Origin of the sequence: Agrobacterium vitis, from assembly GCF_014926405.1 — a bacterium.
GTDB lineage: Bacteria > Pseudomonadota > Alphaproteobacteria > Rhizobiales > Rhizobiaceae > Allorhizobium > Allorhizobium vitis_H.
The window spans coordinates 267,345-282,329 of the sequence record NZ_JACXXJ020000004.1 but is presented as its reverse complement, the minus strand read 5'-3'; the positions used below and the strand labels follow the sequence as shown (position 1 = coordinate 282,329).

At 57.0% G+C, this 14,985-nt stretch carries 13 protein-coding genes and 2 pseudogenes; all 15 read right to left on the bottom strand.

The annotated features are described in order from the left end of the window. Positions 1 to 56: 56 nt before the first annotated feature. Positions 57 to 1,142, bottom strand: coding sequence for an alkene reductase (locus IEI95_RS09815; protein ID WP_156534830.1), 1,086 nt, complete (start codon positions 1,140 to 1,142; stop codon positions 57 to 59). Between the two features lie 13 nt (positions 1,143 to 1,155). Further along, the gene (locus IEI95_RS09810) at positions 1,156 to 2,127 is read right to left on the bottom strand and encodes a pseudouridine-5'-phosphate glycosidase (protein ID WP_071205528.1); all 972 of its coding nucleotides are present in this window, start codon (positions 2,125 to 2,127) and stop codon (positions 1,156 to 1,158) included. Next, complete coding sequence (locus tag IEI95_RS09805; RefSeq protein WP_071205531.1) at positions 2,128 to 2,367, bottom strand: tautomerase family protein; 240 nt, start codon at positions 2,365 to 2,367, stop codon at positions 2,128 to 2,130. Positions 2,368 to 2,370: 3 nt separating this feature from the next. Further along, the gene (locus IEI95_RS09800) at positions 2,371 to 6,276 is read right to left on the bottom strand and encodes an amino acid adenylation domain-containing protein (protein ID WP_194416369.1); all 3,906 of its coding nucleotides are present in this window, start codon (positions 6,274 to 6,276) and stop codon (positions 2,371 to 2,373) included. Positions 6,277 to 6,411: 135 nt separating this feature from the next. Next, positions 6,412 to 7,335 carry an EamA family transporter gene (locus tag IEI95_RS09795; protein WP_156534835.1) on the bottom strand — a complete coding sequence of 308 codons (924 nt, stop codon included), beginning with the start codon at positions 7,333 to 7,335 and terminating at the stop codon, positions 6,412 to 6,414. Beyond that, positions 7,307 to 7,984, bottom strand: coding sequence for a uracil phosphoribosyltransferase (upp, locus tag IEI95_RS09790; protein ID WP_194416368.1), 678 nt, complete (start codon positions 7,982 to 7,984; stop codon positions 7,307 to 7,309). The genes IEI95_RS09795 and upp overlap by 29 nt, the downstream gene beginning before the upstream one ends. Before the next feature lie 9 nt (positions 7,985 to 7,993). Next, positions 7,994 to 8,683: a phosphoribosylanthranilate isomerase gene (locus IEI95_RS09785; RefSeq protein WP_156534837.1), complete on the bottom strand. Its 690-nt coding sequence runs from the start codon at positions 8,681 to 8,683 to the stop codon at positions 7,994 to 7,996. Positions 8,684 to 9,097: 414 nt separating this feature from the next. After that, positions 9,098 to 9,716, bottom strand: a pseudogene (locus IEI95_RS09780) (IS3 family transposase); the annotation flags it as partial. Positions 9,717 to 9,728: 12 nt separating this feature from the next. After that, positions 9,729 to 9,932, bottom strand: a pseudogene (locus tag IEI95_RS09775) (FAD-dependent oxidoreductase); the annotation flags it as partial. A 46-nt stretch (positions 9,933 to 9,978) separates the two neighbouring features. Next, positions 9,979 to 10,332, bottom strand: coding sequence for a cupin domain-containing protein (locus IEI95_RS09770; RefSeq protein ID WP_156534839.1), 354 nt, complete (start codon positions 10,330 to 10,332; stop codon positions 9,979 to 9,981). Positions 10,333 to 10,355: 23 nt separating this feature from the next. After that, positions 10,356 to 11,036: an ABC transporter permease subunit gene (locus IEI95_RS09765; RefSeq protein WP_156534841.1), complete on the bottom strand. Its 681-nt coding sequence runs from the start codon at positions 11,034 to 11,036 to the stop codon at positions 10,356 to 10,358. A gap of 1 nt (position 11,037) precedes the next feature. Next, positions 11,038 to 11,751, bottom strand: coding sequence for an ABC transporter permease subunit (locus tag IEI95_RS09760; protein WP_156534843.1), 714 nt, complete (start codon positions 11,749 to 11,751; stop codon positions 11,038 to 11,040). Between the two features lie 60 nt (positions 11,752 to 11,811). Continuing rightward, entirely contained in the window at positions 11,812 to 12,630 is an 819-nt protein-coding gene (locus IEI95_RS09755; protein ID WP_156534845.1) for a transporter substrate-binding domain-containing protein, read from the bottom strand. Positions 12,631 to 12,668: 38 nt separating this feature from the next. Continuing rightward, positions 12,669 to 13,445: an amino acid ABC transporter ATP-binding protein gene (locus IEI95_RS09750; protein WP_015918571.1), complete on the bottom strand. Its 777-nt coding sequence runs from the start codon at positions 13,443 to 13,445 to the stop codon at positions 12,669 to 12,671. Between the two features lie 18 nt (positions 13,446 to 13,463). Next, positions 13,464 to 14,864 carry an aspartate aminotransferase family protein gene (locus IEI95_RS09745; RefSeq protein ID WP_420481789.1) on the bottom strand — a complete coding sequence of 467 codons (1,401 nt, stop codon included), beginning with the start codon at positions 14,862 to 14,864 and terminating at the stop codon, positions 13,464 to 13,466. Positions 14,865 to 14,985 lie beyond the last annotated feature (121 nt).

The window sequence follows — 14,985 nt, the reverse complement described above, 5'->3', positions numbered from 1 at the left end:
TCCTCCGGCCTCCCGTAGTCAGCGACCTGGGAGGCGCAGCCCAAAGATCATAAATGCTAGACAACCTGATCGAGCGTCGGGTAGTCGGTGTAGCCACGGCTATCGCCGCCATAGAAGGTCGCCTCGTCGGGAAGATTGAGCACAGCATCTACCTTCAGACGGGCAACCAAATCAGGATTAGCAAGGAACAATGCTCCGAGCGCCACGCCATCAGCGAGGTTCTCGTTCAAGATTGGAGAGATCACCTCGGTAGAGGTCGGCCAGGACCGCGTATCTTTATGCGGATTCAGGATGAACGGCCCCTGCCACAAGGCGCGGATTTGCTGCGTCATGTCACGGTTATTGGCTTCCATGATGTGAAGATAAGCTAGATCACACGACAAACTAGGGACCAATGCGCGATAGATCGCATCCGTATCGCCTTCGGCAATGTCGTTATAGGGGTTTGCGGGCGATATCCTTACCCCCACGCGGCCTGCCCCGATGGCCTCGGCACAGGCCGCAATTGTCTGCTGGGCGAAACGAATACGATTTTCGACAGGCCCGCCAAACTGATCAATGCGATGGTTAGTATTTTGCGACAGGAACTGATGGATTAGAAAACCGTTGCCGGCGTGTACCTCGATTCCGTCGAACCCCGCTTCAATCGCCAGTCTGGCCGCGTTGACGTAATCGGCAATGGCCTGTTCGATATCGGCCACCGTCATCTCTCGCGGCAGAGGGTATGGCTTCATCCCGCCCGGCGTATAGGCTTCTCCGGCCGCTGCAACCGCCGAAGGCGCAATCGAACGATGCGCGGACGGATAGAGGTCGGGATGCCCGATTCGCCCCGCATGCATGAGTTGGGCGACGATCTTGCCACCTTTATCATGCACGGCTTTGGTTACAGGCTTCCAGCTTGCCGCTTGTTCATTGGTGAAAAGACCGGGCGCATTTGCGAACCCTTGCCCGACCTGACAGGGATGCATCCCTTCGCTGACAATCAGACCAGCGCTTGCCCGTTGGCCATAGTATTTTGCCATCAGCGCGGTCGCATGACCTTGCACCGTAGCGCGATTGCGCGACATCGGGGCCATGACAAGGCGGTTGGCGACGCGAATGGCGCCATAAGCTGTAGATTGGAAAGTAAGATCCGTTATCATCTGATATATCTTTTCATGAGTTGACTGGTTGAAAGATCGCGTTGCGCTGCGGCGCGATTTCCGCAAGTGCTACGGCGATATCTCCGGCGGTTTGTGCCGTGCTCACCAGCACCGCGGCATTGGCGCGCGAGGTCTTACCGTGAGTGGCCGTGTCCAGCGCGCGCATGATGAATTTGGTCAGGCCCGGGCCCGTCACATTCTCAGATTGCGCCTGTTGCAGGGCCGTGGTGAGGGCGGCTTCGGCGAGTTCCAGCGGCACCGCGTCTTCGGGCCGCGGCGGCACAGTAACCACCACCCCGCCTGGAGCGCCCGAGGCCGCATGCAGGATGATCGCACGCGCGATATCTGCCGGATCATCCAACCTCTGCGGGCATTTCAAGCCGCTCGATTCGCAGAAGAAAGCGGGGAAATAGTCAGATTTATACCCGACTAGCGGCACGGAATGGGTCTCCAGAAACTCCAGCGTTAGCGGCAAATCCAAAATCATCTTTGCCCCCGCACAAACCGTAGTGACACGGCTTCGGGTGAACTGGATAAGATCTGCCGACACATCCATGCTGTGTGTGGCGCCCCGATGGACCCCGCCAATACCCGCCGAGGAGAAGACGGATATGCCTGCCCATTGTGCACAGACCAGCGAAGAGGCGACCGTCGTGGCTCCTGTCCCGCCTTTGGCGAGCACGAAAGGCAGATCGCGACTGGAAACTTTGGGAATGCCTTCCGACGTAGCAAAGCGCGCAAGCAGCCGCTCATCCGATCCATAGATGACGGCTCCCTCGTCAACGAAGATTGTGGCCGGGACCGCCCCCGTGTCGCGCACGGCGGTTTCCATACGCTGCACGCAGTCGATATTTTGCGGATAGCGCAAGCCGTGGGTGATCACATTGGATTCCAGTGCCACGACCGGACGGCCTTCTGCCAAAGCGTCCGCTACTTCGGACTGGAACTTCAGTGTCAGCCCGTGATCCAGGGAAACCTGTTTCATTCATACCTCCGGTAAGGTGTAGCAGGGACGCCGCAGTAACCTGTCAGCGCTTGCCACGATGCGCGGCAAGGCAACCTTTGCGTTCCAGTCCTCTGGCGCGACGGGCTCCAGCGCGATGGAGATGGCCGAAATCGGCACGTCGAGGCTTTCGCATAGCGCTTGGGTCAGAGCAGCATCGAGACGCGCGCGCTGGGCATCGCTGAGGGGGCGGTCGAAATAAGCGAGATCGATATGTGGCAAGGTCTAATCCTGAAAAGCTGGGGTAATCGCACCAGCCTGCTGGCTGGCCGAGTGTTGGATGAGGCGTGCCAGATCGGCCGCGTATGGCCGCTGGAGCACCTGATAATGGTTCTGTGGCATGGTCAGAGTGGTCACGGGGCGGGCAGCAAAGCCAGTGGCCTGCTCAAGGAAGGAATAGTCATCCCCCTTCGCTTTGATGACCGTCATCGGGGCGTTGATCCGGCGTCCGAGCAGTTCGGCAAATGTATAGTCGAACTGGTAGGTCGTGCGGACGATCCCGATGATCCGCGCTGCCATTTCCCGCGGCATTTCGGGCTGTTCCGCGCAAAGATGGTCAAGGAAGGCCGGCTCGCTATTGCCAATAGCCAGCATCCGGCGGGTTCGTGCAATATCAATCTGACCGGCAAATACCGAGAGCAGGATCGCCATATAGGATGGGTCGCCCAAAACCGCCTGTCGTGGGCGCGAGAGAGCCTTGTTGGTCGGATCGAGCGCGGCAAGCTCGGGCGGAAGCGAGGGATTGCCAGGGCAGACTAGAACCAGTTGGTCGACTTCGACCCCCTGCTGTTCAAGCTGCCATGCCGCCTCGAACGCCACTCGCGCGCCAAAGGAATATCCCCACAGCGTCACCGGCCCCTCGGGGTGGCGGGCCAGAAGTTCGGCAATATCGTCGCGCGCCATTTCGGCAATCGTTGCAGCGGGGGTCTCGCCTTCATTCAGCCCTTGGGCCTGTATGCCGAAGACGGGACGCGCTTGCTCTTGCGCCAGCGCCCGCAAATTCATCGGATAGCCGCCCAGTCCGGGCCAGATGAAGATAGGCCGTCCCTGGTTCTGCTGGTTCAGTCTTACTAAGCGCTTCGGCGCATCTGTCCCGTCGGTTATCCGGGCCCTGTCGATTTCCTGCGCCAGCACGCGCAAGACGGTATGTTCGAAAATCGCCTGGGTCGGCAACGCGCATCCGAAAGTCAGTTTGATCCGGTGCAAAAGCGCGATCGCCCTAAGGCTGTTTCCGCCAAGCGCGAAAAAATCATCCTCTTGCGAAATTTCACCGACCGACAGCAGCGATGCCCAAAGCGATGCTAGAGCGATCTGCGTCGGACCTTCCGGCGCGATATAGGGACGCGGCGCGAGTGCTTCGAGCAATTGCGGCGCAGATTTGATCGCGTTGCAGTCGATCTTGCCATTGGCCGAAAGCGGCAATTTATCGAAGATCACCACATCGTTGGGGATCATATAATCGGGCAGGCTGCATTTCAGCTGCCTCCGGATCATCTCTGCGGGCCCGTCCATATGGACCGCATCCTCATTCATGCCCTGGCTTTCGATCTGCGCCGAGCTGACCCGCCCACCGAGGGAGAAATAACTGGGGCCCATTTCGATGCCGCAACCCGCCAGAATCCGGTCGAATCGTTTGGCAGCCGGCAGAGGGTGATCGGAATGCGAACTATAGCCCGACGCCATGAAACCGAAGAATGCAGCGTTGGCCTGCGCGCAATGCTGGGCGAAGCCAAGGCCAATATAGTTGCGCGTCTCATCCGTATCGCGGCCCACGAAGGTAAGGCCAAAGGAGGATCGCGCAAAGATCGACTGGTTGATCGCGATAACATCGTTCTCGCGGATCATCTCCTCGGAGATCCACGTCAGATCCCCCTCGAGAACGCGATACGTGCCCGTCCGCAACCCGCTCAGCGTCGCGGAATGGGCTTGCAAAAAGACATCCAGTTCGGGCATCCAGCGCTGTGCCGCCGGCACGATATCGAAGGCGGCGATATTGTGATCCTCTTCGGGCAGGTCCAGACGCGCGATCAGGTCCTCGCAGCGAGGTGCAGGCGCGACGCCTTGCCCCAAGGCTGCAAGCTGGTGCGCCAGAACCCCGAGCATATGCCCCGCCTCTATCTTCATGACCTCTGCGATATTGGTTTTATAGACCCTTTCGAACGGCGCATGGCGCCCGGCGAAATGGCACCGCACCGCGCCCCGGTCCAGATCGCTTTGCGGATGGCTGGCGGCGACAAAACGCAGGCAATGCTGCGCGGGGTCGTAATAATGCAGCCCGTCTTGCAGCCCTGTCACGCCGCATGTTTCCAGGTAGAGCTGCGTGGCATAAAGTGCGCCTGGTGAGGCATAGGCGTATTTGGGCAACAAGCGCTCTTCGCTGTGAAATTGTCCCATCCAGCGCAGAAGGGTCCCTAGGCGCTCAAGCGTCAGCGGCTTGAACGCCCCGATCTTGCCGCCCGAAAGCCGCGCCCGCCAATCTTGCAAGAAGGCCGTGAGCGCTTGCAAATCCAACGGCGAGCCATCAAAGAAACGGTAGGTTTTGCGGGCGAACACCTCGGCGCGCATCTGTGCGGTCTCGCGTCGTCCGACCAAGGGCACGACGGGTTCGTCCGACCTTTCGGCGCGCAACCCGACATTCGAAAGCTGCGCCTTGACCTGAAGCTTGTTCCGTTTCGAGAGATGGTGGCCTTCGGCCACGTCCTGATCCATCACAGCTGCCTGACGCGGATTCAGCTCGATACAAGCGATTAACCGGTCTTCTTGGCTGCGTGCATCCTTGGTCACCACAACCGCTGCGGCATTCACCCAAGGACTAGTAGCGATAGAAGATGCGATTTCCTCAAGCTCGACACGGTATCCACGCAGCTTGATCTGGTTATCAATGCGCCCCAGAAAATGCAGCGTGCCATCAGGCTGCCAAACACATTTGTCTCCGGTTCGGTACATACGTTCGTCTTGTCCCCACGGACATGGCAGGAACCGCTCGGCTGTCTGCTCCGGTGCATTTCGATAGCCGCGCGCCACCTGCGGCCCCGAAATGTACAGCTCGCCCTCTTGGCCGACTGCCGTCGCCTTGAGATCGGCATCCAGGACGTGACAACGCATTCCTGTTACAGGATGGCCGATGGACACCACCGGATTGAGATTGATCAGATCATAAGGGCGCACCTCGTAGGCGGTGGCATTGATCGTGGTTTCAGTCGGGCCATAAAGATTGACCAGCTTCAACCAAGGCATATTGGCAAGAATCGACCCCGCCAGTTTGCGGGTCAAGGCTTCCCCGCCCGAGAAAATCGCGCGCAAGTCATTGAGCGCCCGAAAGCCTTCGTGTTGCAACAAAGCGCTGAGAAGCGTCGGCACGGCCTGCAAATGCGTGACCTGCGTCTGCGCCATCCGCGCGATCAGCGCGTCAGTATCGCGATAGATGCCCACCGACCCGCACACCGTGCAGGCGCCGACCGCTGGGGCCAGAATTTCCCATTGTGCGGCGTCAAAGCTGATCGGAGTCTTTTGCAGAATACGCGTGTCGGGCGTTAAATAAAGCTGTTCGGCAAGCCAGCAGATCTGGTGGACAAGGGCGGACCGCGGCACCTCGACACCTTTGGGCCGCCCGGTCGAGCCGGACGTATAGATCACGTAGGCCAGGTCGCCGCCCGAGGGCAGCGGTGCGATCTCTGTCGCGGCCCGTGTGTCGCTGCGAAACCCCGCCAGAAGCTCTTCAATCCGCAGAATTTCAACATCCGCCGGAGCGATCGCGCGCAGGCGATCGACCAGGCACGATTGTACGATCACCTGTTTCAGGCAGCTACTCTCGATGATGTAGCTGAGGCGTTCATCCGGGTATTCCGGCGCCAGCGGGACATAGCCGCGCCCGGACCAGACGATCCCCCAAAGGGCGAGGCTCATCAATACCGACGGTTCGACGAACATACCTGCCACATCCGCAGCCCGCAGCCCCTGCAAGGCCGCCGCCACACTCGCGGCGCCGCGCGCCAGCTCGGCGAAGGTCAGGTCGAAGCCAGTCCCAGCCTCTCCGAGCACCGCTAAATCCTGCGGCCGCGCCAAAGAGACCTTATGCAGCATCGCAGCAAGACTGGAATGCGTTCCATCGTCATGTACCGTTTCAATCACAAAGCTGCCGTCCGATTCGGGTCGCACGGCACATAAATAAGGGGAGTCATTATTACATGTCATGATCAAAATTGCTTTTCTTGATTGGAGATTCACGAGTGAAAGACGTACACAACATGGGTGTAGTAACCTGCATTATCCTCCTTGGGCCGGTTTGCTTGATAATTGCTTCCGAAACGCCGAGCCCAAGCCGAAGAAACTCACCTGTGGCTGCGACAGATAGACCGAAACCAGGACCAGCATACCGCCGCCAAACTGAATCCAAGTCAGTGTCTGGCCCAGGAATATCGCCCCCAAAATGGCCGCTGTCAGCGGGCTGAGAAGCGAAAGAAACGACACGGTCAAGGCAGGCAGACGTGCGATTCCCCTAAACCAAAGCGCATAGGTCACGAGCGCCCCCAGCAGGCTGAGATAGCTCAGTCCGCCGATATTCCGCAGCGTGAGCGTTTCGGGAAAGGACTCGGTCATCAACGCGAAGGGCACCAGAGCCAAGCCGCCAAAGGTCAGCTGCCAGCCGGTCAGCGCCAGCAGCGACATATTGTCGGGACGACCGAATTTCTTGGCCAGTACCATCCCCGTCGCCATCGAGAATGCCCCGGCCAGACCCGCAGTCACCCCTTGGGTATTGAGCATGACATCGGAGCGCAGCGCGACAAGCGCCACCCCAACCGCCGCGCAAAGGCACGCCAGAATCTGCGTTGCGCGCACCGGGTTGCGAAATAGAATCGCGCTGTAAATGAGAACGATAACCGGCTGAATCGACATCAGCAGCGCCGCAATCCCGCCGGGCAGATGATAAGCCGCCAGAAACAAGAAGTAAAAGAAAGCACCAATATTCAGCACCCCCAGAAGGGCCGCGCGCCACCACCAGTGGCCCTGCAACATTTTCCTTTGCAGCAACACCAGAATAAGCCCTGCGGGCAAAGCGCGTAAAACGGCCGCGGTCAGCGGAATACCGGGCGGCAGGAATTGGGTTGTCACGAGATAGGTGCTGCCCCAAACGAGCGGAACCAACGCCGTGATTAACAGATCAAACCGCTGCCTCGACTTGTTGTCCATTTTGCCCTCCAGAACTGATTGTGCCGAAATAACGATCCCCGAAATCTCCAATCCCCGGGATCATGAACGCCTCCTGGTTTAGTTGCTGCTCGATCGATGAACTCACGATGGTCACATGGGGATAGCGCGCGCTGACACGCTTGATCCCTTCAGGGGAGGCGAGAATATTGGCAAAGACGACATGCTTTTCCTGCACGCCCTTCTTCAGCAATTCCGAGATAGCCATCAGCGCTGAGCCACCCGTCGCCAGCATGGGCTCCATCATAATCACATGGCGCTGTGCGATATCTTCGGGCAGCGCGCTGTAAAATAGTCTTGGTTGTTTGGTGATCTTGTCGCGCTGGATCAGGATCTTGCCGATAGGGATGGCGGGCAGCATCTTGGACAATTCGAATTCCATGCTTTCTCCCGCGCGCACAATCGAAACGGCGCAAAGGGGCTCATCCAGCTCGGCACCCAGATAGGTCGCCCCGACAGGGGTTTGCACCGATCGATCACAGTAGGGCAACTGGTCAAGACAAAGCTCCAGCACATTGCGGATCACGCAATTGGCGTTGGCGACGAAAGTCTCGCGGGGGGCGGTCGCGCGGCGCATCTCTGCATGGAGCGCCCGCAACCTCTGCGTTTGGGGAAGTTCGATCAAAGGCATGGCGGCGCTCTACTGGGTAACCTGGAGCGAAAGTTCGGAAAATGCCCTTTTGGCTTCGGCACAGAAGACCCGCACCTTTTCCGCACATTTTCGCTTGTCCACTCCTTCCAACAAGGAATGCGCATCCACTGCTGCTGGGCGCACCGCAAGGATCGCGTCATACACATTGTCCGGCGATAGACCGCCCGCCATCATCAAGGGCTTGGGGGAGTAGCGGGCCAATTCCGCGCTCACATTCCAGTCATGAGTCAAGCCGGTTGCGCCCTTCGCACCGGTTTTCGGATCGAACGTGTCGGTGATATACATATCGACATACTCGGCGCTGTCATCGATCAATTTGCGCAGCTCCGGCAGGTTGTCGGAGGACACAACCAAACTTTTGAGTAGGTAAAGATCCGGCCGATCGGAACGCAGCTTGGCAAGCTCCGCCATCGGAATATCGCCATGAATCTGCACCGCATCCAGACCGAGCTGGTCGCAAAATTGCGATATCTCGTCGGCGGTCGTCATGTAGCTGATTAGAACCGCGCGCTGCGGTGCCTTGAGGCCTTTGACGATGGTCGTAGAGTCAGCTTCAGAAATATCGTTTTTTCCCGACGGCAGGCGCAGAGGAAATCCGATCCAGTCCGCGCCGTTTTCAAAGCAGAGCTTCGCCTCTTCGCTATCAATAATGCCGGCAACCTGAACAATATTTTGCATCCGTTGGTCCATCCATGTGAGTCGGTTTCGTGCAACGCGGTGGACAAGATGGCCAAACGGAACGGCGCAGAAGATCGCTTTTGGTAACAACCGACGTAACTGATGAGAGCTGGCTCTGAAAATCTGCACGGCTAGGATAAGTGGAATTTCTGGCTGACGTCGGCTTAGATGCAGCCTCACTGATTTCCACTCTTTGGCCTTCCCAAAACGCGGTGAATCTGAACCTCTGTCGCAAACGGGAGGTTTACGATGCCATCGGGGATTTCGTTACGTGAAGATTTTGATGGTGAACGTCTCCGGCGGCTGGCGCGGCAGACGAAGGATGCAGCCCAGGTATGACACCTGTTGGCACTCGCCTCTGAAGTGCACCCCGGTTTTGGGCCAGCGGGAGCTGGAATTTTCCAGGGTTAAGGCTCAGGTTGGCGTGGGTGCCGATGAGCCGTTCAATAGCGAAATCGGCATCTTGTTGTCGATCGCGCTGTGTGGCCGGAACTCGTTATAGTCTCTACGCCAATCCTCCATCTTTGCCCTTGCGTCGTCAAGGCTCATAAACCAGTGGGCGTTCAGGCACTCTGCCCGGAACTTGCCATTAAAACTCTCGATGTAGCTGTTGTCCGTCGGCTTGCCCGACCGCTAGAAGTCAAGCACGACGCCTCTATGATAGGCCCAGAGATCGAGGTTACGAGAGATGAATTCGCTGCCGTTGTCCACCCGAATGGTGGCCGGGTAACCGACCTGCCGGCATACGCGTTCGAGGGTCTGCACGACGTCTTCCCCTTTATAGCTGAAGCGGGCATCTACCGCCGGAGAGAAGCGCGAGAAGGTATCGACAACCGTGAGAACCCTGATCTTGCGACCTGTGGCCAGTTGGTCATGCATGAAATCCATGGCCCAGACGTCGTTCGAACGAGTGGCTGCGGTGCGATTGCAGCTTTGCTTTGACGCGCCGTTTTGGCACCTTGTTGCGCAGTTGCAGGTCCATCTCCTTGTAAAGACGATAGATTCTCTTCGGATTCACCACCCAGCCGTTGCGGCTGGATGCGGCTTGCCCAAGCGATGTCCGATCAAACAGCTGAACATGCAGGCCGGCCCGCGCAAGCTCGATGGCGGCTGAGAGACCGGTGTAGCCACCGCCAACAATAGCGACGTCACAGGTGGCGCTCACCGGCTTGGTCGACAAGGTTGGAAATGCGCAACCATCCCACCAGTAGGGAGTAGATTTTATCGATGGCTGAACCACGTTTGTCATAAGGTCGTTCCGTTTCATATGATCGGAAGGAATGCGTGAGACAATCTCAATCGCGAGAGACCCAGAGTTTCCGCGTGGTTTCGATGACCTTCCAAACCCCGGTAAAACCCGGATGCATGACGAATGAGTCACCCGCAGCAATTCGACGCGGTTCACATCCATCTTCAATCAGCTCGGAAACACCGGACAGAATGACACAGAATTCAAAGGTTTCACCTTTGATCGAGCGATAGGCACCAGGCGTGACCTCCCATACGCCGCAGGACACCAGACCGTCTGTCGTCTGGGCAATATCCCAGGTCAGAAACTGTGGATCGCCTTCCACCAGTCTGTCTGGCAACGGTTGGCCCTTGCGTGGTTCTGGCAGGTTGTTCTGGTCAATAAAGGTCAGCTTGGACATAGGATGGTCTTTCAATAGGATGGTTATCGGCTGAACGACAGTCGCCGCTCGATGAATTTCAGCGCCATCAAGGCAATGACATTGATGGTGAGATAGAAAGCAGCGGTGATGATGAAGATGTCCATGATGGCAAAGGTCTCACTCATCAATCGCTTGGCGTAACCAGTGATTTCCAGCACGGTGATGGTGGAGGCAAGGCTGGATTCCTTCACAATAATCGCCACTTCGCTGCTGTAAGCAGGCAGAGCCTGACGCAAGGCGAGCGGAAATTTGACGCGGATGAAGATATGCCAGCCAGACATGCCACAGGCTTCGGCAGCTTCAATCAGGCCACGGGGCAGTGACAGGAGAGCTGAGCGGAAGATTTCGGCGGTGTAGGCGCAGGTGTTGAGGATGACGGCGAGAATGGCCGCATGTAACCCATTGCCAATCATCCACCAGAGGATGGGGTTCTGGCGCACGAAACTGATCTGCGCCAGTCCGTAGTAAATCACAAAAATCTGCACCAGCATGGGCGTGCCACGAAAGATGGCGCAGTAGAAGTCACAGGTGCGGCGAAGGACATGATTGTGCGAGCCGCGACCCAAAGCAAGCAAGACCCCAAACGGCAGACCAAACCCAATGCCGAACACGGCAATCAGCAGGGTCGTTTTGGCACCGGTGAGAAGAAAGGGTACAGCATAGGTGATGATATTGATGTCCATGTCAGCACCCGTTGAACCCGCGATTGAGATAGCGCTCGGCGCGAGCAAACATCGCCTGGCTCACACCCGTCAGGGTGAAAAACAACAGGGCGGCGACACCGTAAAACAGCAACGGTGAGCGTGTGATACCTGCGGCGATGGCGGCTGCGCGCATCAATTCCTGCAATCCGATCACGGAGATCAGCGAGGTATCCTTGATTGTCATTTGCCAGACATTGTTGAGACCACCCAGCGCAAGCCTGAGCGCGAGCGGAAAAATCACCCGAAAGAACGTCACCTTGCCCGGCAAGGCCAGCGAGTGCGCAGCCTCGATAAGACCGACAGGAACCGATTGAAGTGCGCCCCTGATGACCTCAATGGAATAGGCGCACGAGATTGCCGCAATCGCAATCACGCCGATGATCATCGGATAAGCGTTTTCGGCAGTGTTTTGATAGCCAAACATGGATGTGAACGCCCGCACCCAGTCAACAGAGCCGAAAAACAGCAGATAGATCACCAGAAGCCCGGGCACACCACGGACAATGACGCTGTAGGCATCAATCAGCTGCGAGATCACAACCACCCGCCGCCAGCGCAACAGCGCCAATGGTGTGGCAATAACAAGCCCCAGCAGCATACCGAGCAAGCCGATGGCAATGGTCACAGCACCACCCCGCAAAAGGGCGAGCGCCCACCCTTTGCCAATCAGCAACTCCCAAATATCATTCAACATGCATACCACCCCGACGGCACATCCTGATTTTGCTCAGAATGTGCCGTGTCAAAAGAGAGATCACTTCTTGCAGGGGATGGTATAATCGTCCTTGAACCAATTCATCGAGGCGTCCTTGACCTTGCCGTCTGTCACCATCTTGCACAGGGCAGCGTCAACCTTGGTTTTCAGTTCGCTATTGCCCTTGCGCATGCCAACGCCCATGCCGTGACCGAGAACATCAGGATCATCCATGGACATGATCTTGACATCGATCTTGGTAAAATTGGCACCGTCGGCGCTGGCTAGAAAATCCATCCAGGTTGGGGAATCGCCGAAGGCGGCATCAAGGCGGCCACTGGCCAGATCGGCAGTTTGCTGGGTGGTCGCATCATAGGTCTTTAGATCAGCGCCCGGAATCCGCTTTTCAATGAATTTTGCGTAAGTTGTGCCGGTCACAACGCCAACACTCTTGCCAGCCAATGACTTTTCTATCTCGGCAAGGCTCTTCAATCCGGCAAGAGGTGAGCTTTTGGGAACGACAAAATAAAGCGGTGTGGTTGCATAGGGAATGGAGTAGTCGATTTTCTTTGCCCGCTCTGGCGTAATGCCGAGGCCAGAAATGATCACGTCAAAACGGTCACTGTCCATTGATGGAATGAGAGAACTGAACGCCTGAACAACGAATTTGCACTTGACCTTCAGTTCGGCACAAATGCCATTGGCAATGTCGGCATCAAAGCCGGTGACGTTGCCGTTTGCATCGGCCATGCTGAATAGCGGTGCGTCACCTTCTGTGCCAATGCGCAACACGCCTTCTTCGGCATAGGCTGCACTGGTGGCGGCAATCAGAAGCAAGGTGGATGCCAGAGTGGATTGGATGATCTTGGTGATGGACATATCTGTTACCCCTTTTATTGTTGTGGGAACGACCCCGCTTAAGCGGCGGCCGGCATGACGCTGGATAGAAACCGCTCCACCGCCCCGGATGCGGGGTTGCGAAACAGCTCTTCCGGCGTGTCATCCTGCTCAACGATGCCTTTGTGCAGGAAGATCATTCGGTTCGAAACATCACGCGCGAACCGCATTTCATGGGTGACGAGAAGGATGGTTGCACCTTCATCCGCCAGAGTTCTGATGACTTTCAGCACTTCCCCGACCAATTCGGGGTCTAATGCTGATGTTGGCTCATCAAACAACATCAGCTTGGGAGCCATTGCTAGCACCCGCGCAATCGCCACACGCTGCTGCTGGCCACCGGAGAGCTGGTGGGGATAGCGATCCCGGAAATCCACCATTCCGACTTTGGAAAGCGCAGAAAGCGCCATCTCTTGCGCCTCGTGCTTTTGTTTCTTCAGCACATAGATCAAGGCTTCCGTAACATTGCCCAAAACCGTGCGATGTGGCCAAAGATTGAAGCTTTGAAACACCATGCCGATACGGCGGCGAAACTCCCTGATGTTACAGGCGTTGACGATCTCCCGTTCGCCACGCTCATTGGTGATGACCGAAATAGCCTCTCCCATCACCTCGATCTGGCCCGATGTTGGCGTTTCAAGAAAGTTCACGCAGCGAAGCGCCGTGCTCTTGCCGGAGCCGGAAGAGCCGATGAGCGAAATGACCTCTCCTTCCCGCATGCGGAAATTAATTCCGTTGAGGATGTTGACAGAGCCAAACGCTTTAACGAGGTCGTGAACTTTCAAGACGTCGGTCATCTGTATGAGTTCCTTAGGTTAACCAATCACAGCACCTTCAGAATCGAGCTGCTTGAGCACTTCATCGACAGCTGCTTTGGCAATAGCCACCATCTCGTCAATCTCCGCCTCTGTCATGACCAAAGGTGGCGCAAAGCCCAAAATGTCTCCATGCGGCATGGCGCGCGCAATGAGATTACGGTCCCGCGCCGCTTGAGAAATCCGCCCTCCGACCTTCAAAGCCGGATCAAACGACAGTTTCGATCCGCGATCCGCCACAAACTCTATTGCCGCCATCATGCCGACGCCACGCACTTCGCCGACAATAGGGTTTTGTTCGAACTCAGCCTTCAGCCTATTGTGCAGGTAAGCCCCTTTCTGGGCGGCCTGACCGGCCAGATCTTCCCGCTCGACAATATCCAGCACGGCATTGGCCGCCGCAGCGCCAATCGGATGGCCGGAATAAGTGTAACCATGGGAGAATGAGCCAACACGAGGCGTCGCCTCTTCCATAACGTCGTATATTTTTTGCGAGATGATTGAGGCCGATAACGGCACGTAAGCGGAGGTCAATCCCTTGGCGACAGTGACAAGATCCGGCTCCATCCCGTATAAATCAGAGCCGAACATCGCGCCTGTGCGACCGAAGCCGCAGATCACCTCGTCAGCGATCAACAGCACATCATATTTTTTCAGCACGGCCTGAATTTTGGGCCAATAACCTGCCGGAGGCGGTGTGATGCCACCTGTGCCTAAAACCGGCTCGGCAATAAACGCCCCAACCGTGTCCGGCCCTTCAGCGATGATGAGCGCTTCAAGTTCGTTTGCACGGCGTTCAGAAAAGGCCAATTCTGTTTCGCCTGGAAAAGCACTGCGATAGAAATGTGGAACGCCAGTGCGCAGGATACCGGCTATCGGTAGGTCCATATGGTCATGGTAAAAACTCAGCCCGGTCATCGAACCAGAGACAACCGAGCAGCCATGGTAGCCACGCTCGCGGGCAATGATCTTTTTCTTGCGAGGAAGCCCCCGCAAATTATTGTAATACCAGACGATCTTTGCCTGCGTTTCATTGGCGTCAGAGCCTGAAAGACCATAAAACACCTTGGACATATTGCCCGGTGCCATTCTGACCAGTCGATCAGACAGGCGCGCAAGCTCTTCTGTCGTATGGGCCGCGTAGGAATGGTAATAGGCAAGCTTGTAAGCCTGTCGCGCGATGGCTTCGGCCACTTCAGTGCGTCCGTAGCCGATGTTGACGCAGTAGAGACCGGCAAATCCGTCGATATATTCCCTGCCCGTTGCATCCTTGATGCGAACCCCTTTGCCCGTCTCCATGATGGTCGGCTCAGTGGCACCGGAGGCGTAATCCTTGAGATAGGTGAAGGGATGGAGAACCGTACGGCGGTCCATGTCGGTGATTTCAGCAATGTTCGTCATCATTATTTCCTCAGGCGGCCAGACCGCCGTAACGCAGGTATTTCAGTTTGATCAACTCCCGGGAAAGAGGCGCATCTTCGCCGTATCCAGGATTGTCTGTTCTGTTTGATAGCCTTGCAAC